Origin of the sequence: Devosia sp., assembly GCF_028290435.1 — a bacterium.
Taxonomy (GTDB): Bacteria; Pseudomonadota; Alphaproteobacteria; order Rhizobiales; family Devosiaceae; genus Devosia.
Window position 1 is genome coordinate 24775 of record NZ_JAQGJV010000055.1, and the last position, 20331, is coordinate 45105.

20 protein-coding genes, 3 tRNA genes and 1 pseudogene are annotated in these 20331 nt (G+C 61.9%); 14 read left to right on the forward strand and 10 right to left on the reverse strand.

Features of this window, described 5'->3' with window-relative positions; genetic code table 11:
* The first annotated feature begins 33 nt into the window (after positions 1–33).
* The 5 genes from JWP26_RS12825 (at position 34) to JWP26_RS12845 (ending at position 4474) form a co-directional block, all read left to right on the forward strand.
* Entirely contained in the window at positions 34–1098 is a 1065-nt protein-coding gene (locus JWP26_RS12825; protein WP_299728104.1) for a COX15/CtaA family protein, read from the forward strand.
* Between the two features lie 149 nt (positions 1099–1247).
* Complete coding sequence (gene rplM, locus JWP26_RS12830; protein WP_299728107.1) at positions 1248–1712, forward strand: 50S ribosomal protein L13; 465 nt, start codon at positions 1248–1250, stop codon at positions 1710–1712.
* Position 1713: 1 nt separating this feature from the next.
* Positions 1714–2196 (forward strand): 30S ribosomal protein S9, encoded by a 483-nt coding sequence (gene rpsI / locus JWP26_RS12835; protein ID WP_299728110.1) that lies wholly within the window; start codon positions 1714–1716, stop codon positions 2194–2196.
* Between the two features lie 91 nt (positions 2197–2287).
* Positions 2288–2920 carry an SdpI family protein gene (locus JWP26_RS12840; RefSeq protein WP_299728113.1) on the forward strand — a complete coding sequence of 211 codons (633 nt, stop codon included), beginning with the start codon at positions 2288–2290 and terminating at the stop codon, positions 2918–2920.
* A 174-nt stretch (positions 2921–3094) separates the two neighbouring features.
* Positions 3095–4474: a dicarboxylate/amino acid:cation symporter gene (locus JWP26_RS12845; RefSeq protein WP_299728116.1), complete on the forward strand. Its 1380-nt coding sequence runs from the start codon at positions 3095–3097 to the stop codon at positions 4472–4474.
* A 231-nt stretch (positions 4475–4705) separates the two neighbouring features.
* Here the strand turns inward: JWP26_RS12845 and JWP26_RS12850 are convergent, their stop codons facing one another.
* Complete coding sequence (locus tag JWP26_RS12850) at positions 4706–6019, reverse strand: glycosyltransferase (protein ID WP_299728118.1); 1314 nt, start codon at positions 6017–6019, stop codon at positions 4706–4708.
* 424 nt (positions 6020–6443) lie between these two features.
* On the opposite strand from JWP26_RS12850, the gene JWP26_RS12855 reads away from it, so the two are divergent.
* The 6 genes from JWP26_RS12855 (at position 6444) to JWP26_RS12880 (ending at position 14115) form a co-directional block, all read left to right on the forward strand.
* Positions 6444–7658 (forward strand): LL-diaminopimelate aminotransferase, encoded by a 1215-nt coding sequence (locus JWP26_RS12855; RefSeq protein WP_299728121.1) that lies wholly within the window; start codon positions 6444–6446, stop codon positions 7656–7658.
* Positions 7659–7975: 317 nt separating this feature from the next.
* Positions 7976–9316 (forward strand): homoserine dehydrogenase, encoded by a 1341-nt coding sequence (locus JWP26_RS12860; RefSeq protein WP_299728160.1) that lies wholly within the window; start codon positions 7976–7978, stop codon positions 9314–9316.
* Positions 9317–9346: 30 nt separating this feature from the next.
* Complete coding sequence (gene glpX / locus JWP26_RS12865; RefSeq protein WP_299728124.1) at positions 9347–10333, forward strand: class II fructose-bisphosphatase; 987 nt, start codon at positions 9347–9349, stop codon at positions 10331–10333.
* Positions 10334–10384: 51 nt separating this feature from the next.
* A complete protein-coding gene (locus JWP26_RS12870) occupies positions 10385–10834 on the forward strand; it encodes a cupin domain-containing protein (protein ID WP_299728127.1) in 450 nt (149 codons plus the stop codon).
* A 48-nt stretch (positions 10835–10882) separates the two neighbouring features.
* Entirely contained in the window at positions 10883–12673 is a 1791-nt protein-coding gene (recJ, locus tag JWP26_RS12875; RefSeq protein ID WP_299728130.1) for a single-stranded-DNA-specific exonuclease RecJ, read from the forward strand.
* A 290-nt stretch (positions 12674–12963) separates the two neighbouring features.
* On the forward strand, positions 12964–14115 hold the full coding sequence (locus JWP26_RS12880; RefSeq protein WP_299728133.1) for a cyclopropane-fatty-acyl-phospholipid synthase family protein: 1152 nt from the start codon (positions 12964–12966) through the stop codon (positions 14113–14115).
* A gap of 122 nt (positions 14116–14237) precedes the next feature.
* Here JWP26_RS12880 and JWP26_RS12885 read toward each other — a convergent pair.
* From JWP26_RS12885 to JWP26_RS12900, 4 genes are all read right to left on the reverse strand, one after another.
* Positions 14238–14312: transfer RNA gene (locus tag JWP26_RS12885), tRNA-Glu, on the reverse strand.
* Positions 14313–14385: 73 nt separating this feature from the next.
* Positions 14386–14460, reverse strand: a tRNA-Glu gene (locus JWP26_RS12890).
* 71 nt (positions 14461–14531) lie between these two features.
* Positions 14532–14996: a D-Ala-D-Ala carboxypeptidase family metallohydrolase gene (locus JWP26_RS12895; protein WP_299728136.1), complete on the reverse strand. Its 465-nt coding sequence runs from the start codon at positions 14994–14996 to the stop codon at positions 14532–14534.
* 135 nt (positions 14997–15131) lie between these two features.
* Positions 15132–15548 (reverse strand): VOC family protein, encoded by a 417-nt coding sequence (locus tag JWP26_RS12900; protein ID WP_299728139.1) that lies wholly within the window; start codon positions 15546–15548, stop codon positions 15132–15134.
* Between the two features lie 180 nt (positions 15549–15728).
* Between JWP26_RS12900 and JWP26_RS12905 the strand changes: the two genes are divergently transcribed.
* Both JWP26_RS12905 and JWP26_RS12910 read left to right on the forward strand, forming a co-directional pair.
* Positions 15729–16340: a cold-shock protein gene (locus JWP26_RS12905; protein WP_299728142.1), complete on the forward strand. Its 612-nt coding sequence runs from the start codon at positions 15729–15731 to the stop codon at positions 16338–16340.
* A gap of 72 nt (positions 16341–16412) precedes the next feature.
* On the forward strand, positions 16413–16841 hold the full coding sequence (locus JWP26_RS12910) for a DUF192 domain-containing protein (protein ID WP_299728145.1): 429 nt from the start codon (positions 16413–16415) through the stop codon (positions 16839–16841).
* 7 nt (positions 16842–16848) lie between these two features.
* Here JWP26_RS12910 and JWP26_RS12915 read toward each other — a convergent pair whose 3' ends face one another.
* From JWP26_RS12915 to JWP26_RS12935, 5 genes are all read right to left on the reverse strand, one after another.
* Positions 16849–17535, reverse strand: coding sequence for a hemolysin III family protein (locus JWP26_RS12915; protein WP_299728148.1), 687 nt, complete (start codon positions 17533–17535; stop codon positions 16849–16851).
* A gap of 142 nt (positions 17536–17677) precedes the next feature.
* Positions 17678–17983 (reverse strand): hypothetical protein, encoded by a 306-nt coding sequence (locus JWP26_RS12920; RefSeq protein WP_299728151.1) that lies wholly within the window; start codon positions 17981–17983, stop codon positions 17678–17680.
* A gap of 48 nt (positions 17984–18031) precedes the next feature.
* Positions 18032–18469, reverse strand: coding sequence for a VOC family protein (locus JWP26_RS12925; RefSeq protein ID WP_299728154.1), 438 nt, complete (start codon positions 18467–18469; stop codon positions 18032–18034).
* A gap of 53 nt (positions 18470–18522) precedes the next feature.
* Positions 18523–18599, reverse strand: a tRNA-Arg gene (locus JWP26_RS12930).
* 128 nt (positions 18600–18727) lie between these two features.
* The gene (locus JWP26_RS12935; protein WP_299728157.1) at positions 18728–19771 is read right to left on the reverse strand and encodes a LacI family DNA-binding transcriptional regulator; all 1044 of its coding nucleotides are present in this window, start codon (positions 19769–19771) and stop codon (positions 18728–18730) included.
* Between the two features lie 226 nt (positions 19772–19997).
* Between JWP26_RS12935 and JWP26_RS12940 the strand changes: the two are divergent.
* Positions 19998–20331 (forward strand): annotated as a pseudogene (locus JWP26_RS12940) (carbohydrate ABC transporter substrate-binding protein); the annotation flags it as partial.

Sequence of the window (20331 nt, forward strand, 5' to 3'; positions counted from 1 at the left end):
CTGCGCCCCGTCGACCGATACCGGGATAATGCTGTGACGACCGCCCATGATGCCGCACTGATACAGACCTTGCCTGCCACCAATCGCCTGCGCCCGGTGCGCATCTGGCTCTATGTCGTGGCGGCCGCGGTGCTGTTCATGGTCGTGGTTGGCGGCATTACACGGCTGACGGAATCCGGGCTGTCCATCACCAGTTGGCAGCCGATTTCGGGCACCATCCCGCCGATGAACGATGCGGCCTGGCAGGCCGAATTCGACGCCTACAAGCAAATCCCGCAATATCAGGTCAACAATATCGACATGACCATGGATGGCTTCAAAGCCATCTTCTTCTGGGAATATCTTCATCGCCTGATCGGGCGGCTGCTGGGTGTGATCTTCCTCGTGCCGTTCCTCGTATTCCTGGTGCAGCGCCGTCTTCCGCGCACGCTGGCCTTGCCGCTGGCTGGCCTGTTCGTGCTCGGCGGTTTCCAGGGCGTGCTGGGTTGGTGGATGGTGTCTTCGGGCCTGTCCGAACTCACCTCCGTGTCGCAATACCGGCTGGCTGCCCATCTTACGGCGGCAGCGCTCTTATTCATCGCCTTGGTTTATGTACCGCGCTCGCTGGAGCCGGGCAGGGCGCCAGGCAAGGTCACAACCACCAATATCTGGACCGGGGCGATCCTGCTCGTGCTCATCCTGATCCAGATCGCCGCGGGTGCCTTCGTTGCCGGGCTCGACGCAGGCATGGGCTACAATACCTGGCCGCTGATGGATGGAGCCATCATCCCCAATGGCTTGGGCATCATGCAGCCGTTCTGGCGCAATCTGTTCGAGAATGCCCTGACCGTGCAGTTCGTCCATCGCTGCATTGCCTATGTCATCATCCTCTATCTGGTCTTCGCCATCTGGCGCCAATCGCGCGCTGGCGGCTTTGATGGTGTCAATGGCTGGCTGCCCCGCATCGCCGCGTTCGTCGTGCTGCAAGCCGCTTTGGGCATTGCCACGCTGCTGTTTTCGGTGCCCATCGGCCTCGCCGTCGGCCATCAGGCGCTGGCCTTCATGCTGGCGGGCCTGACGATCGCCTACCTTGCGGATATGCGTCGTGCTTTGCGGTAGTATAATACCGCATCCATAAAGCATTGATTTTGTTGATGTTTATCAACCCCCTTGACGACGTGCGACTCCCCCTCTAAACGGACCGCAATAAGCCGCCAATTCCTTCGAGAACGGGCCGGTAAGCCACGAAAATCTAGGGAATTTCACTCATGAGCACTTACACTGCCAAGCCGAGCGAGATCGACAAGAAGTGGATCCTGATCGACGCTGAAGGCCTTGTGGTCGGTCGCGTCGCTTCGATCATCGCTTCGCGTCTCCGCGGCAAGCATCTGCCGACTTTCACCCCGCACATGGACATGGGCGACAACATCGTTGTCATCAATGCCGGCAAGGTGAAGTTCACTGGTCGCAAGCTCGACCAGCACAAGTTCTATTGGCACACCGGCTTCCCCGGCGGCATCAAGGACCGGACTGCCCGCGAGATCCTCGAAGGCCGTTTCCCGGAACGCGTTCTCGAGAACGCCGTGCGTCGCATGATGCCCGGTGGCCCGCTGACCCGCGCCCAGTTGAAGAACCTCAAGGTCTACGCCGCTGGCGAGCATCCTCATGAGGCTCAGCAGCCCAAGAAGCTCGACGTGGCTGCGATGAACTCCAAGAACGTGAGGGTGAAGTAACATGGCCGAGACCATCAATTCTCTCGAAGACCTCGGGACCTCCACCGTCGCTCCGGCAGTCAACCTGGCTCCGGTCCACGTTCAGAAGCTCGACGCCCAGGGCCGCGCCTATGCCACCGGCAAGCGCAAGAACGCCGTCGCTCGCGTCTGGATCAAGCCAGGCAAGGGCGCCGTGGTGATCAACGGCCGCGAATTCGCGACCTATTTCGCCCGTCCGGTTCTGCAGCTCATCGTCAAGCAGCCGATCGTCGCGACCGAGCGCACTGACCAGTACGACGTCGTCGTCACCGTCGCCGGTGGTGGTCTGTCGGGCCAGGCCGGTGCTGTCCGTCACGGTATCTCCAAGGCGCTGAACTTCTTCGAGCCGGGCCTGCGCCCGATCCTCAAGAAGGGTGGCTTCCTGACCCGCGACAGCCGCGTCGTGGAACGCAAGAAGTACGGCAAGGCCAAGGCCCGCAAGTCCTTCCAGTTCTCCAAGCGCTAAGCTTCGGGACATATTTGCAAAGGGCCGGGAAACCGGCCCTTTTCTTTTGCGCTGCGCACAACCAGATAGACCGGGCAATACGAGCCCCGCCATGTTCAACCTCATCACCCGCTTCCACCTGCTGCTTCTGCTTGTGCTTGGCGCCATAACCGGCGTGGCGGTGTTCCGCGTGCCGGCGGATTACGCCTTTCCCGCGCATTGGGCGGCCAGCCAGGCCGATTGGCTATGGCCGCGCAATGCGGCGCTGGCGGTCGGTCCGGTCATAGCCGTCGTCCTGCTGGGCGGGTTTGCGGTTCTGAGTGGTCTGCTGACCAAGAACCACCTCGCCAAGGTGCGTCACATCCTTGAGCCGGCGTTGACGCTTCTGCTCGGTGTCCTCGTAGCAGTGCAGCTTGGCTTATTGCTGAACGGCATCGGCTCGGACCTCGATCTGGTTCGCCTAACGGCCATTGCTCTTGGTCTGCTCCTAATCGGCCTCGGCATCGTCTTCGCCGAGGCGGAGCGCCACACCTATGCCGGCCTACGGCTGCCCTGGCCGATCGCCGGGGACAGTCAATGGCGCAAGGCGCACCGGGTGACTGGGGTGGCGTTTGGTCTGGCTGGGGCAGGGCTGTTGGCGATGGCCTGGCTCGCCCCCGATCTGGGGCCTTTGGTAATCGCCTTTGCGCTGGCGCTGAGCGTACCCCCAGTGCTGGCGGCGTGCGCTACCGCATTGTCGCGATAACCGGCCCGGCATGGCATTGCCGTGAAACCGGTTTCGCCAACAGGAATTTCCGCTGTGATTGCAAACGGAAAACCATGCGCTGCAACTTCTGAGGGGGAAGGGTAGTTTGTGACCAAGAATGAGGCTGGCGGCTTAATCGGTAGGCAGCTTTGCTTTTCCAACCTGCAGGTCAACATGTCTCCCACTACACTTTCGTCGGCCGCCCGGCCGGCCAGGGCGCCCAAGCCCTTTTATCGCAATTTCGGTTTCCAGGTCCTCGCCGCCATGGTGTTGGGGCTGATCCTTGGCTATATCGCCCGCAATATCGGGCCAGATGCCGCCGGCAACGCCAATTGGCTGACCCAGACGCTCGCCACAGTCGGTTCGATCTTCGTGTCGCTGTTGCGCGCCTTAGTGCCGGTGCTGATTTTTACCGCCATCGTCGCCTCCATCGCTAATCTGCGTGAGCTGAACAACGCTGCCCGCCTCGTCTGGCAGACGCTGCTGTGGTTCGCCATTACCGCGCTGATCGCCGTCGGCATCGGCATTGCGCTCGGCCTGATCATCCAGCCGGGCCTTCACACCGGCGTGGCTGCAACCGCCGCGCATGCGCCGTCGTCGTCCGGCTCCTGGCTCGATTTCCTCAAGGGTATCATTCCCTCGAACATCCTGGGGCTGACGGCATCGACCAGCGTCAAAGACACTGGCGCCACCACCAGCCTGAACTTCAACGTGCTGCAGATCATCGTCATCTCGATCGTGGTCGGCATCGCGGCGCTGCGCGTCGGCCCGTCGGCCGATCCATTCCTGGCGTTCAACCGCTCCTTCCTCAAGATCGTGCACAAGATCCTGTGGTGGGTGATCCGCCTGACCCCGATCGGCACTATCGGCCTGCTCGGCAATGCTGTCGCCGTCTACGGCTGGGATGCGCTGGCGCAGCTCGGCTGGTTCTCGGCTGCCATCTACATCGGCCTCGCCATCGTGCTGTTCGTGGTCTACCCGATCGTGCTGGGCACCAATGGCCTCAACCCGATCCGGTATTTCCAGGGCGTCTGGCCCGCCGTTCAGCTCGCTTTCGTCTCCCGCTCATCCATCGGCACCCTGCCGCTGACTCAGCGCGTGACCGAAGAAAACCTCGGCGTGCCGCGTGAATACGCCGCCTTCGCCGTGCCGCTCGGCGCCACCACCAAGATGGACGGTTGCGCCGCGATCTATCCAGCTATCGCTGCGATATTCGTCGCCCAGTTCTATGGCGTGCCGCTTGGGCTGCAGGAATATCTGCTGATCGCGTTCGTCTCGGTCATCGGCTCGTCGGCGACCGCGGGCCTAACCGGCGCCACCGTGATGCTGACGCTGACGCTGTCGACCCTGGGCCTGCCGCTGGAAGGCGTGGGGCTGCTGCTGGCGGTTGATCCGATCCTCGACATGGGCCGTACCGCGGTCAACGTCGCCGGCCAGGCGCTGATCCCCACTATCGTCGCCAAGCGCGAGGGTATTCTGGATCAGGCTGCGTATGATCGGCACGAGAGCATTGACGCGCTCGATGACTCGGTTGAGGCCGTGCCGGCCGAGTAGGGCGGGCGATATTGCGAATGAAAAAGGGAGGCGAAAGCCTCCCTTTTTGTTGTGGCCCCAAATTGTCCCCAGCACGGTTCTTCCCGCGGACTTGATCCGCGGGCCACTCTCAACACGGTGGGCGCGGCGAGAGGCCCGCAGATCAAGTCCGCGGGAGGGCCGGTGGGTCGGGAGATTGCCTGTGGGTGGGAGAGTTCCGTAGGCGCTAGATGCCCGCGGGCGATACGAAAATCACCCAACCAGCTTCAGCGCCGGCTTTTTCTTTTTCGGCTTGATCGCGGCATGCGGGGTGTAATTGGCCATCACCCGCTCGATGACCTTGATGGCGGTAGCGGTGCCGTCCTCGGCATGCAGCTTTTCGGCCAGGGCCGAGGCGTTCTTGCGGTAGGTTTCGTTGGTGCTGAGATCGGCCAGCGCGCCGGCCAGGATTTCCGGCGTCAGCTTGCGCAGGCGCACGGGCTTGGGACCGGTGCCGAGCTCGAACACGCGGCGGCCCCAATAGGGCTGGTCGACCGTCTGCGGTACGATAAAGGTCGGGCGGCCGAGATGCAGGCCCGCCGATGTCGTGCCGGCGCCGCCGTGATGCACGACGGCCGACACATACTTGAACAGCTTGTCGTGCGGCGCCTTTTCGATGGCGAAGATGGTGTCGGGCAGGTCGCTCGGATTGATCCCGCCCCAACCGCGCGCGACGACGGCCCTACCGCCCCACAGCTTGACGGCGTCTTTGAGGATTTGCGTGTTGCGCTCGGCCCCGAACGGCATCGAGCCGAAGCCGATATAGACCGGCGCCTCACCCTCGGACAGGAACTTCTGGAACTCGGCCGACGGCTGCCAGTTGGACTGGTCCTTGAGCGTCCAGTAGCCCGAGACGATGGCACTCTTGGGCCAATCGCGCGGGCGCGGGGAAATCTCGTCGGAATAGGCATAGAGCGTCGTCAGCGGCGTGCCGTCGGTATTGCGGAAGAAGCCGCCCTTCTTGCGGGACTCGAGGCCCATCAACTCGCGGCGCAGCTTGTTGCGCGGCAGGTTGTAATAGATCTGCTGCACAGTCATGGCCGTATAGGTCAGCCGGTTGAAGGCCGGACCAAAATCGGCACCGTAATAGATGCAGAGCGGAAATTCGCTGGTCGAGTTGAGCGGCTGCAGCGCCACCATCAGAGCGGGAATGTGCAACGCTTCGGCGATGTCGATGCCGAAACTGGTGTTCATGTTGAGAATCAGCGCGTCGGCGCCCTGGCACATGTTCCAGGCATGGCGGGCGGCTGTATCGACGATCTGCTGACCCTGCCGCAGCAGGGACGGGCCATTGATCAGCATCGACTGGCTCATCGCGTTTTCGAACCGCGACTGCATCAGGAAGGCCTGGATCGATGGTCCGAGCGAATGAAATTCGATGCCGTGGCTGGTGACCATGTCCTCGAATTCCTCGGAAGCGCCGAGAACAACCGAGTAGCCACGATCCTTGAGCGCCATGGCGAGAGCCAGATAGGGTTGAACGTCGCCCTGCGTGCCAATCGTGACCAGGGCAATGCGCTTTACCATTCAATCCTCACTTGACGCCATTCTGGACGAAGGTCGTAGCCCCCGTGACCATTTACAATGCCCCGCAGTGCATTTATGAACGGCTCTCTCGATAGCTGGTTTCCTTACAAAAAACGTGTCCGAAGGGCAATAGACATGCCGTCCCCATTCACTGTTGCTTTGGTTGGAGCCTCGCTCGCCGGCAATCGGATGGCCGCCGCTATCATCGCATTGACGCGGGCGAACGCCCGCTAGCTCTTCCCGAGTGCCACACCGGCAGGGAAGAGCCGAACATGATTGTTCCGCTGCAAATGCAGCGTTTAACCCGTTCACAACCATAATTCCGCGATAATCGCGCACTCTTGTTCGGAGGCGCAGCGCAGAGTCTCAAGCCAGACAGCGCGTCGCGGCCCCATCCGGTCCGGGAAGGACCACTGAGGATATCATGACCGACGATTTCCACCGCATCCGCCGCCTTCCGCCCTACGTGTTCGCCCATATCGATCCGCTCAAGGCCAAGGCGCGCGCCGAAGGCGTCGACATCATCGATTTGGGCATGGGCAACCCCGATATGCCGACCCCGGCCCATATCGTGGAAAAGCTGCAGGAAACGGTCAAGGACCCGCGCACGCATCGCTATTCCAGCTCGCGCGGCATTCCCGGCCTGCGCAAGGCTCAGGCGAGCTATTATGGCCGCCGTTTTGGCGTGAAGCTGAACCCCGATACGCAGATTGTCGCGACCCTGGGCTCCAAGGAAGGCTTCGCTAACATGGCCTCGGCCATTACCGCGCCGGGCGATGTGGTGCTGGTTCCCAACCCGACTTACCCGATCCATGCCTTCGGCTTCATCATGGCCGGCGGCGTGGTGCGCTCCATGCCAGCCGATCCGAATGAGGATTTCATGCGCTCGCTGGATCGCGCCGTTCGGCACTCGATTCCGAAGCCGATCGCGCTGGTGCTGAACTATCCGGCCAACCCAACCGCCTACACCGCCGACCTCGATTTTTACACTGAGGTGGTCAAGTATTGTAAGGCCAATGACATCTTCATCCTGTCCGATCTCGCCTATTCCGAGATCTATTTCGATGAAGACGCACCGCCGCCTTCCGTGCTGCAAGTCCCGGGCGCCATCGATATCACGGTCGAGTTCACCTCGATGTCCAAGACCTATTCGATGCCCGGCTGGCGCGTCGGCTTTGCGGTCGGCAATGAACGGCTGATCGCCGCCTTGGCGCGGGTGAAGTCGTATCTCGACTACGGTGCGTTCACTCCTATCCAGGTTGCTGCCACGGCAGCGCTGAACGGCTCGGACGACGTGATTGAGGAAGTCCGCAAGATCTACAAGTCGCGCCGCGACGTGCTGGTCGAGAGCTTCGCGCGTTCCGGCTGGGACATTCCAGTGCCCAAGGCCACCATGTTCGCCTGGGCGCCGATTCCCGCGCAGTTCGCTCATCTCGGCTCGCTCGAATTTGCCAAGCTCCTGATCAAGGAAACCGGCGTTGGCGTGGCTCCGGGCGTCGGCTTCGGTGAATATGGCGATCAATATATTCGCCTGGCCTTTGTCGAAAACGAACAGCGCATCCGCCAGGCCGCCCGCAACATCAAGAAGCTGCTCGGCAGCAATGTCGGGTCGGGCAACGTGGTACCGCTGAGCGCGTAGCATCATGAACCCCCGCTGGATTATCGGAGTTCTGATCTTGATCGCCGTGGTTGGTTCACTGCTCTACTTCAATCAGGCGCCCCATCCTTGATGGCTGCTCGCTAAGTCCTATTGACGACTAGGCACTTTCCTATGCAGATGTCGCTCCCATGAGCGACATCCAATCTTTCCGCCAATCCGTCGAATCCTTTATCTCCGCACGTGGTTGGACCCCCACGCGTTTCGGCCGCACTATCGCGGGCGATCCGCTATTCGTGTTCGACCTGCGCGAGGGCCGCGAGCCGCGCAGCGACACGCGCATGCGCATCCTCAAGGCGATGCAGGATTTCGGCGAAGCCGCGACCGCGACGCCATTGCGAATCGGCGTGGCAGGGCTCGGAAACGTCGGCGCGACGCTGGTGCGCATCTTGCAGAAGGATGGCGCCGAGTTGACCAAGAAGCTGGGCCGTCCGCTGATCGTCACCGCTGTCGCTGCTAGGTCGCGGTCGCGCGATCGCGGCATCGATATTTCGGGGCTCGATTGGTTCGACGATCCGGTGGCTTTGGCAAAATCCGACGGCATCGACCTGTTCGTGGAACTTATCGGCGGCGAGGATGGCCCGGCGTTCGCGGCGGTCAAAGCCGCGCTTGAGATCGGGCGGCCCGTGGTCACCGCCAATAAGGCATTGCTGGCCAAGCACGGCGTCAAGCTGGCCAAGATGGCCGAGGACTCGGGCGCCCAGCTCGGCTTCGAGGCTGCGGTCGCGGGTGGCATCCCGGTCATCAAGACGCTGCGCGAGGGCCTGGGCTCGGCCAAGATTGCCAAGGTCTTCGGCATCATGAACGGCACTTGCAATTATATCCTTACCCGCATGGGCAATGAGGACATCTCCTTTGCCGATTGCCTCAAGGACGCGCAGGCGCTGGGCTATGCCGAGTCTGACCCTAGCTTCGATGTCGACGGTTTCGATACCGCCCACAAGCTGTCGATACTTGCCACGCTGTGCTTCGGCTACGAGATTGCCCCTGACAAAATCCACGTCGAGGGCATCACCAAGATCACCCAGCACGATATCAAAGTGGCCTCCGACCTCGGCTACAAGATCAAGCTGCTCGGCATCGCGCAGCGTTCCGACGACGGCATCGAGCAGCGCGTGCATCCCACCTTCGTGCCCAAGGGTAGCGCCATCGCGGGCGTCGACGGCGTGATGAATGCCGTGGCGCTAGAAACCGACCATGTGCACGAACTGCTGTTGGCGGGTCCCGGCGCGGGCGGACCGCCGACGGCATCCTCTGTGCTGTCCGATATCCTCGACATCGCTCGCGGCACCCGCGTGCCGCCGTTGGGCGTGCCCAGCGACGAACTGCTGCCCTACAAACAGGCCCCGATGCGCGCCCATGAAGGCGGCTACTATATCCGCCTCAATGCCAAGGACGTGCCCGGCGCCCTGGCGGCCATAGCCACGCGCATGGGCGAACATGCCATCTCCATCGATAGTGTCATCCAAAGGCCAGATCTGAAGGCTAAGGATGTGTCCGAGGACGGCGTGCCGACGCGGACCGTCGTGATGATCACCCAGCAGACGCTGGAAGCGAATGTGCGCGAATCCCTTGCGCAGATCGCCGCCGATGGGTTCATAGTCGGCCAGCCGCAATTGATCCGGATCGAGATGCTGTAGAGCTTCGTCCGGCGACGGGCAGGGGGAAGCATGAGACTCACCAAGGCCGAGGAGAGCCGCAGCGCGGCGCACCTGCATCGCAGCCTGACGCTTGAGCTGGTGCGCGTGACCGAGCGCGCCGCCATCGCCGCGGCGGAATGGCGCGGCAAGGGCAATGAAAAGGGCGCCGACGACGCTGCCGTGAGCGCCATGCAAGCAGAATTGATGCGCGTACAGATCAGCGGCCGCATCGTCATCGGCGAAGGCGAAGTCGGCGAGGCTGACCAGCTTTATATTGGCGAAGAAGTGGGCACCGGCGACGGCCCTGCGGTCGATATCGCCGTCGATCCGCTGGAAGGCGTGACGCTCTGCGCCAAGAACCAGCCCGATTCCATCGTCGTGCTGGCCATGGCCGAACGCGGCGGCCTGCTCAACGTCGCCCGCGACGTCTACATGCACAAGATCGCGGTTGGCTCAGACTATGCCAAGGACGTGGTGCATATCGATGAGACTGCGACGGCCAACGTCAAAGCCCTCGCCTCGGCCAAGGGCGTGCCGCTGAGCGAAATCACCGCCATCGTGCTGGATCGCCCGCGCCATGCGGGGCTGATCGAGGAATTGCGGACAGCCGGCGTCGCCGTCAAGCTGATCAGCGACGGTGACGTGGCGGGCGTTATCCACGCGGTGAACACCGAGGATACCGGCATCGATATCTATCTCGGCTCCGGTGGGGCGCCCGAGGGCGTGCTGGCGGCTGCGGCTTTGCGCTGCATCGGCGGGCATATGCAGGGCAAGCTGATCCTTGATACGCAGGACAAGCGCGAGCGCGCCTATCGCATGGGCATTCACGACGCCAACCGAATCTACGACGTCACCGAACTGGCGGCTGGCGATGTGCTGTTCGCGGCAACCGGGGTGACTGATGGGACACTGCTCGACGGCATTCGGCTGCGGCGCAAATCGGTGGAGACCTCCACCATCGTCATGCGGTCCTGGAGCCAGACTGTACGCTGGATCAAGGCGCATCACGCGCGCTAGACCTTGACGGCGGCTCCGCGTGGGCGGACGGTGCTGGTTCATAGGTGACGCATGGCTGTTCTAACGGTACTTGCCGATCAGGATCGCTTCGGGCAGCCGGTGACCTTCCTGAACGGGCAGTTCAACACCAAGGTATCGGGAACCGACACCGGTGGCGCGCTCTGCATGATTGACACCGTTCGCACGCGGCGGGGCGGGCCACCGCTGCATTTTCACTATGAGCAGGACGAGCTGTTCTTCGTCCAGGAGGGCGATTTCCGCTTCTTGATCGGCGAAGAGCTGTTCGATCTGAAGCCGGGCGACTTCATCTTCGGGCCCCGCCGCATTCCGCATGCGTTCGCCAATCTGAGCGAGACAGGGCGACTGATGGTTGGATTTCAGCCGGCAGGAACGATGGAAGCGTTTTTCGCCGCGGGCCTGCGCGACCCGAACTCGGAGGCGTTCCGCGAGCTGAGCCGGGCGCACGGCATGGAGGTGGTCGGACCACCTTTGGCGCTCTGAACAGCTTCCTCTCGACCGCCCCTCCCAAATCACCTAGTTCTCTGCTCCATGGTCGAACCTCCGCGCCCTTTTCTTGACGTGACCCGCTCGGCCACTGGCCGCGTGTGGGTCGACCGTCTCGATCCGGCGATGACGCGGATTGCGGCGGCGATTGCCCAGCGCACCAATCACAGCGAAATCCTGGCGCGGGTGCTGGCCGGCCGCGGCGTCGATATCGACCAAGCGGAAGTGTTCCTCGAACCCACGATCCGGGCGCTGATGCCGGACCCATCGACGCTGACGGCGATGGACGCGCTGGCCGAGCGGATCGCCAAGGCGATCGCAGACAATGAGTCGGTGGCGCTGTTCGGCGATTACGACGTAGACGGCGCTTGTTCCTGTGCGCTGATGGCGCGGTATCTAGGGTTTTTCGGTCTCGATCCGCAGGTGCATATCCCAGACCGGATTTTCGAGGGCTATGGTCCCAATTCGGCGGCGATGGACAAGCTGATCGATGCCGGCGCCAACCTGATCATCACATTGGACTGCGGCACCACCAGCGATGCGCCGATCGCCCATGCTCGCTCGCGTGGCGCCGATGTGCTGGTGATCGACCATCACCTGTCCGACCGCGATCTGCCGGACGCCAATGCGCTGGTTAATCCGAACCGACCCGACGATATCTCCGGCCTCGGCTACCTCTGCGCGGCCGGGGTGACCTTCATGGTCCTCGTTGCGGTCAACCGCGTGCTGCGCCTGCGCGGCGATACTCGGATGCCCGATTTGATGAAGCTGCTCGATCTGGTGGCGCTGGCGACGATTTGCGATGTGGTGCCGCTGACCGGGCTTAACCGCGCCTTTGTGGTGCGAGGCCTCGAAGTGGCGCGGCGCGGTGATAATCAGGGCATTGCGGCGCTGGCGCTGGCGGCGCGAGTCAATGGTCCGCTCAATCCCTATCATCTGGGCTTCCTCATCGGCCCACGCATCAATGCTGGCGGCCGCATCGGCGACGCGGCGCTGGGGACACGGCTGCTGACGCTGGATGACGAGCATCAGGCGCTGGTCATCGCCGCCCAGCTCGACGAGTTGAATACCGAACGGCAACGCATCGAAATCGAGGCCGTTGAGGAGGCGGCCAGCGTGGCCGGGGCCGAAATCGGGCTGGGCGATGGCCCGCCGGTCCTGGTGCTCGCTTCGGCCAATTGGCATCCGGGCGTTGCTGGCCTGATCGCGGCGCGGCTACGCGAGCGCTTCGAGCGCCCGGTCTTTGCCGTCGCGCTACAGCCCGATGGCACCGGCACCGGCTCCGGCCGGTCCATGCCTGGCGTCGATCTGGGCAGCGCGGTCATCGAGGCGGTGGAACTGGGCCTGATCGTCAAAGGCGGCGGGCATGCCATGGCGGCGGGTGTCACGCTCAAGCCGGGCCAACTCGGGCCGTTCCGCTCGCATTTGATCGAGCGTCTATCCGTATCCGTCGGCGATGCCCGCGCCGCTACCGCGCTGCCTATCGACGCGGCGGTGACCGCGCGCGGCGCCACGACTGATCTGGTGCACGACATCGAGCGGGCAGGGCCGTTCGGCTCAGGCAATGCCATGCCGGTCTTTGCTTTCCCAGCCCATCGCGCCAAATTCGCGCAGGTGGTGGGCAAGGGCGGCCATGTCAGTTTCACGCTGACGTCGGAGGATGGCGCGCGGCTCAAGGCCATCGCTTTCCGCGCCGCGGGCACGCCAATCGGCGATCTGTTGCTGGCTACCGACGACCAGCATATGCACTTCGCCGGCACCCTCAATATTGATCATTGGCAGGGTCGCGAGCAGGTCCAGTTTCGCGTCACCGACATCGCAAAGCCGCGCGCCTAAGGCACTTTTTGGTGCCTTATCGCCCTTCTGGCGTCATCACGTGGACTTGAAACTGAGGCTTGCATATCCAATTATCAGCGGTAAAGTGCACCCGATATTTTCTGGGAAGCGTTACTATTGTGGCTCGGTGGAAGCGCCACCGAAGCTCAAGTCTCGGCGACCGCTCAGCAGCCGCCACCCACTCATTAGTTGGAATTTGCGGCCTAATGACTAAAACAGCAGTTGATCAAAACCGCAGTGGCGTAACTCTGTGGACGCAATTTATATCCCGTATTGTCGAGTCGGTGGGGGTGCGCCTCCTCGGCCATCCGCGCCATGGCGCCGTCACCGTCATATTTCCAAATGGTCGCGCCCGAACGATCGGCAATCCGTCGACCGGAGAGCATTCGGTTCTACGACTGAATAATTTCAAGGTCATCAAGGATTCGATGCGCCGCGGCACGGTCGGCTTCGCTCATGCCTATATGCAGGGCGATATCGAGATCGACGACCTCACCGCACTGTTCCGCTTCTTCCTGCAGAACCGCGACATCTTCGAAAATGCCAATCCAGGCCTGTTCCGCAAGGCGGCCCAGGATTTCGCCTACCATATGTCGCGGCCGAACTCGCTCGAGGGCTCCAAGCAGAACATCGCCGAGCACTACGACCTCGGCAACGATTTCTACGGCCAATGGCTCGATCCCTCGATGACCTATTCGTCGGCAGTGTTCACCTCGGGCGACCAGAGCCTAGAAGAAGCCCAGCGGGTCAAATACCACCGCGTTGCCGACATGGCGGGCATCACTGAAGGCTCAAGCGTCTTGGAGATCGGCTGCGGCTGGGGCGGCTTCGCCGAAACCGTCGCGCGCGACTACAAGGCCAAGCTCCATGGCATCACGCTCTCGGCGGAACAGCTCAAATTCGGGCAGGATCGTCTGGCCCGCCAAGACCTCGATAACCTCGCCACGCTGCATTTCGAGGACTACCGCCACACCAAGGGCCAGTTCGACCATATCGGCTCGATCGAAATGATCGAGGCTGTTGGCGAAGACAATTGGCCGAGCTACTTCCAGACCGTCTTCGACCGGCTCAAGGCTGGCGGCACGGCCGCGATCCAGGCCATCACCATTAATGAGGCCGACTTCGAAGGCTATCGCAGCGGTCCCGATTTTATCCAGCGCTACATCTTCCCCGGCGGCATGCTGCTGACCAAGACGGCCATGCAGCAGATGGGCGACAAGGTCGGCCTAGTGCTGGAAAGCACCGAGACGTTCCGCCTGTCCTACGCCAAGACCCTCAAGCTGTGGCGCGACCGGTTTCTCGAACGCTGGCCCATGATCGCCCCGCTCGGCTATGACGAAGAGTTCAAGCGCAAGTGGGTGTATTACCTGAGCTATTGCGAAGCGGGCTTCACCGAAGGCGCCATCGACGTCGGGATTTATCAGTACCGCAAGCCGGCTTGATCCACGCCGATCTAAACCAATGCTCCAAGGCCGCCAGTTTGGCGGCCTTATTTTTTTGCCATCGGCACGGCCGTGGCAAAGCCCTGGCGGCTTGGGTAGTTCAAAATGGGGAAGGGGATGACTGGTACGCCCACGGGGAATCGAACCCCGCTCTGCACCGTGAGAGGGTGCCGTCCTGACCGATAGACGATGGGCGCATTGGTCATTGAGGTGCCACTCAGTCTTGGCATCTCTGTCGTTAAACGCTTGGCTCTTGGCAGGCAAGAGGGGTGGTACGCCCACGGGGAATCGAACCCCGCTCTGCACCGTGAAAGGGTGCCGTCCTAACCGATAGACGATGGGCGCCTAAGCGTTGCGTTCGTATATTCAGCTCATCCCGGATGTGCAACCCATTTCCGACCGCCAAACCGAATTTTTCAACAGCCGCTGAAAGTCACCGGGCGTGAATAGCCGCGTGGGCGGTCGCGCACGTCGACATGTATGAAGGAACGGCCAGGATAGCAGCCCAGTCCGCCCACATCATCATTGCGCATGGCATAGGCGATGAGCTGACTCTTATCGATTCCGGGGATGTAGAAATCGGCGGCCATGCACTTCTTGTGGTAGGAATTATCCTGGCCACCGGCCGACGAATTATGCTGGTTGTCGCGATACCCCGAATTCATGATCACCTTCTTGCCGAAATGGCCCTCGAAGTCCCAGATCAGGAAACGCAGCTTAGGGCTGATGCAGAAGGCGTTGACGTCCCGGCTCGCCACGAAGGTGCCAAAACTGTTGCCCTTGCCCGAATAGCTGGCGCCGCTGCTGCTGGCGAACATGGCCATGGGCATGCAGCCGGTCAGGGCCAGGGTACAGGCGAGGATAAGGGCAATTGATCTCATGGCGGCTTCCGGGACCAATGTTGCGCGAATGCAACAGTCAAACATGGTCGGGTGAAGTCGCTAAAATACGATTGTTTTCGCTAACCGCGCGCTAAGCGGCACGGTTAGCGAAACGTTAGTTATCGGCCAGAGGGCTTACCACTTGCCGGTGTTCGGCATCGACAGCCACGGCTCCTGCGGGGGCAGGGTACCGTCCTGGATCAACTCGATGGAAATCCCGTCAGGGGAGCGCACGAACGCCATGTGGCCATCGCGCGGCGGCCGGTTGATCACCAGGCCCATATCGGAGAGATGCTGGCACAGCGCGTAGATATCCTGCGTCCGATAGGCCAGATGGCCGAAATTGCGGCCACCGGTATATTCCTCCGGGTCCCAGTTATAGGTCAGTTCGACCTCGCCGCCGACATCGCCGGGTGCGCGCAGGAAGATCAGGGTGTAACGACCTTTTTCGTTCTCGCTGCGCCGGGTTTCTTCCAGGCCCAGCCCTTGGCAATAGAATTTCAGGCTCGCTTCGACATCGGTGACGCGCACCATGGTGTGCAGATATTGCATGATTATCCTCCTGTGAGATCTTGCAGCAGGCGTAGCAATCCGGGAGGCGCGGGGCAATCGCCGCCATCCCAAACAAAATCGCAACGCCTTCTTAACTTTTAGGTTTGAATCGGACAGAGTGTGTAAGTCTTGTGGAGTACCTCGCGGCGGCGGGGCGAGTACGAAAAGGCTTTGGGGATCATGGGGGCCAAGTTTTCTGGCGACGGCGACGAGGTCGGAGGTTTGTCGGGGGAGACAGGCCCGGCAACCCATTCCGAAAGCGGCGATGCCGGGCTCGATACCATCGAGATCATCGGCGCCATCAAATGGTTCGACGCCGGCAAGGGTTTTGGCTTCATCGTCCCCGATAACGGCATGCCCGATGTGCTGCTGCACGTGACCTGCCTGCGCCGCGACGGTTACCAGACTGCCTATGAAGGCGCCCGCATCGTCGTCGAAGCCCTCAATCGCCCCGGTGGCCTGCAGGCGTTCCGTGTCGTCTCGATGGACGAATCGACGGCGCGCCATCCCGCGCAAATGCCGGCACAGCGCACCCATGTGGTGGTCGAGGCGACCTCGGGCATGGTGCGGCTGGAGGTGAAGTGGTTCAACCGCATCCGCGGCTTCGGCTTCCTCTCGGCGGGAGAGGGCACGCCGGACATTTTCGTGCATATGGAAACCTTGCGCCGTTTCGGCATCACCGAGCTGCGCCCCGGCCAATTCGTGCTGGTGCGCTACGGCAATGGCCCCAAGGGCCTTATGGTCGCCGAAATCCGCCCGGATGGTTGGGGCGACGCCCCATCTTCTCACTAAGGTCTCCATCCGATGTTCCATTCGACCGCCGTCCGCCAGCCTGTGCGCGTCCTGAGGGGGCTTGGGCTGGGCTTGGCTGCCATAATTGCTTTCGCCCCTTTGGCTGCGTGCAGCGATGAGGGCAAGCTGGTGCTGCACACGGCAAGTGGCGATCACGCCTTCCATGTCGAAGTTGTCGATACGCCCGAGGGGCGCGAAAAGGGGTTGATGTTCGTGCAGGACCTGGCCGACGATGCCGGTATGCTGTTCGATTTCAAGGAAGAGCGCCCGGTCTCGTTCTGGATGCAGAACACTCTCATCCCGCTCGACATGGTGTTTGTCGGTGCCGATGGCGTGGTCAAAACCGTTCACGCCAATGCGCGCCCGATGGATACGACCTCGATCCCCTCGGGTGCGCCAGTGCAGTACGTACTGGAAGTCCCCGGCGGCGTAGCAGCCTCTATCGGGCTGCAGCCGGGCGACACGATGATCCACGATCGCGTTGGTAAAAAGACCAAATAGGCGGGCGCTAGAGCCGGCTGATGACCATGGTGTCCAGCACGGCCCACAGGTGCAGGCAGGCGCCTGCCACCACGAAGACATGCCACAGCACGTTCTGGAATTTCAGCTTCTCCCAGAGATGGAAGATGATTCCGAGCGAGTAGACCACGCCCCCCGCCGGCAACAGCCAGAGCGCTAGCGGCGGCAGCGAATGGGCGAGCGAGCTGAAAACGAAAATTCCGCTCCAGCCGATAGCGAGATAGAGCGCGATCGCCAGCCGGCCAAAGCGCTCGGGTACAATCAGCTTGAGCGCGATGCCAATCAGCGACGCACCCCACACGAACACCGTCAGGACCGTTGCCACCGGGGTGCCGCCAAGCACGGCGAGGAACGGCGTATAAGTGCCCGCGATGAAAAGGAAAATCGCCGCCTGATCGAGCCGCGCCAGATACATCTTGATCGGGGAAACCGGCCACAGATTATAGGCCAGCGACACGCCCAAAACCGCCACCAGCGAGCCGACATAAACCACCAGAGCCGGCGCTGCCTCGGGGGCAGTATGGGTGATCGCGAATGCGAGAAGCACTGACCCCGCCGCGATGGCGATGATCAGTCCGAGAACATGAACCACCCCGTCAGCCACAAGCTCCGCCAGCGTGAACGGCCGCTGCTCGCGGCTCCACCAAGAGTAGCTCTTCGCACGGGAAAGGCGCATCGTCGTCTCCTTCAACCCCATACTCGGCTTAGGGAGGTCACCAGACTATTGCCGATACAAGGCGATCTGATGGCATCGTAAAGCCGAACGCAACGCATTTGGTGAAGGAGCGGTTGCAGGGCCGGCCAGACAGACCGATGCGCTATTCGCAGGTATTGGGGATATCGAGGCTATAGGTGGTCATGCCCGGCCCCTCTGGTGGCTTGGGAACGAGGTAGACCACGAGGTCGCATTCCTGCGTCCGGATCGTCCATTCCTTGGCCCCATCGGCTCGGGTGCCGGTATTGCCGATCTGCCCAATCGGCGCCTGCCGCAAGGCATCGCCAACCTCGGTGCTGCCCAGGATCGTGTCTATCTGTTCGGCGCTGTCATAAAAGCCCGAAAGCGCCGCGAAAGCGGACGTTGGTGTCAACAGCAGCAGGGCGGCGGTGGCGAGGATGAACTTCACGCTTGGTCTCCGGGTAGGGCACTTTCGCCCTGTGTCTTCGTATTGCGCTCAGCTGAGTTCTTGGGCGAGTCCGATGAGAAGCCCCTCAGGCCCACGGATGTAGCAGAGCCGGTAGGAGTCTTGGTACTGCACGACTTCGCCGACCAGCTGCGCGCCGCGCGTGCGGAGCCTTTCCAGAGTCTCGTCGATGTCGTCCACGGTGAACATGACGCGGAGGTAGCCCAAGGCGTTGACGGGAGCGTTGCGGTGATCTGCGACGACAGCCGGCGCAAGGAATCGAGAGAGCTCAAGCCTGCTGTGACCATCCGGTGTGCGCATCATGGCAATCTCGACATGCTGATCGGCCAATCCAGTGACGCGTCCGGACCATTCTCCTTCGATCGTGGCGCGCCCTTCGAGCTCGAGGCCGAGTTCGCGAAAGAACTCAATCGCCCCTCCGAGATCTTCGACAACGATTCCGACATTGTCCATCCGCTTGAGCGCCATGTTTCCAATCTCCAAGGTGTCGTTGCAGTCTACCTATTCAGAAAAGAATTTTTTGGCGATCCCGGAGGGACTCGAACCCCCGACCAACAGCTTAGAAGGCTGCTGCTCTATCCAGCTGAGCTACGGGACCGCGGCTCTTGGCAGGGCTCCTTAGCGCATTTTGCGGCAAAATGAACGCCCTTCTTGCCGGCCAGACCGGGTAGGGGCGTTGATTCTGTTTGTCCGCGGATCGGGCTAAGTGATTCTGGGCTCTGGCCTTTAGCTATGCGGCGGCGGGAAGTAGCGAGCGGTGCTGCTGCGGACGATCATCTCAGAGGTGAGCACGATGCGCAGCGGCTTGGCTTCGGCATTGCCTTCGAGGATGTTGATCAGCGTTTGGGCCGCCAATTGCCCGAGTTTTTCGCGTGGCTGGCGTACCGTGGTCAGCGGCGGCGAATAGTGCAGGGCGACGGCGAGATCGTCGAAACCGACGACGGAAATATCGCGCGGGCACTCCAGGCCCTGCTCGCGCAGGCCAGAGAGGAAGCCGATCGCCGTCTCGTCATTGGCGGCGAATACCGCGCTCGGACGATTGGCCATGGCCAGGTATTGCAGCGCGGCCGCATAGCCGCTTTCCATCATGAAATTGCCGGGGAAAATCCAGTCCGGCAGGACCCTTAGCCCGGCTTCGTCCATGGCCAGCATGAAGCCCGCCAGACGCTCCTGGCGCAGCACATTGCCGGCCGGCCCGGTGATGTGACCGATTCGGGTATGGCCCAGATCGATCAGGTGTCGGGTAGCCTGGGCGGCGGCGCGAGGATTGTCGGTCTTGACGGTGTGGAATGGCGCGTTGGGAATCTCCTCGCACGCCACCACCAGAGGTACGGCGCTCGGCTCACCCGTCAGCTCCAGCAACTGCTCCAGGTCCAATGAGCCATCCAGCAGCAGCAAGCCATCGGCCCGGTGCGACAGGAAATATTCTCCCAAGCGCCGCGCCGGGTTGGGCCCCGAATAGCGGTTGCACACCAGCACCCCGTAACCGCGCAACGCCGCCTCGCGCTCGATGGCATCAAGGATCGTCGAGAAGAACGAATTGCGGATATCCGGCAACCCGACCAAAATGGTTTTAGACGTGCGTTGGCGCAGCGATCGCCCCGCCTGGTTCAGCGTGTATCCGGTGGCCTGGACGGCATCGGAAATGCGCTCGCGCGTTCCTTCGCTCACCCGCTCCGGATTGGAAAGGGCGCGGCTTACGGTGGCGGTCGAGACGCGAGCGAAGCGCGCAACGTCCTGAATTGTGGGCGTTTTTTTGGCTATACTCATACCTGCCAGCACCCCCTCAGGCTGTCAGCAATGCCAACGGTCTAAATCGATCTTGACACGGCCGCAAGAAGTGTTTGAAACTCATGCAATCGATTGCACTGGCAAAAAACTTGCGATGCAATCGATTACATGCGGCCAGCCGGGGATGCCTCTATAAGAAGGTAACCTAGCGGCTGGCAATTTCGCGGGAGCGTTTCGCTCCATGAGGACGTTGGGAGGACTACATATGAATAAGTTCGCAGTAGCTGCCACGATGGCGGCTGCCTTGATGTGCGGTACCGCACACGCTACCGATCTTGAAGTTACGCACTGGTGGACTTCGGGTGGCGAAGCCGCTGCCGTGAAGGTGTTCGCCGATAGTTTCGATGCCCTGGGCACCGACAAGTGGGTCGACGGCGCCATCGCCGGCGGTGGCGATACCGCCAACCCGATTATCATCAGCCGTATTCTTGGCGGCAACCCCATGGGCGCCACCCAGATGAACACCGGCCGCGATGCCGAGCAGCTCATCCAGGCTGGCCTGATGCAGGACCTGACCTCGGTTGCCGACGCTGAGCATT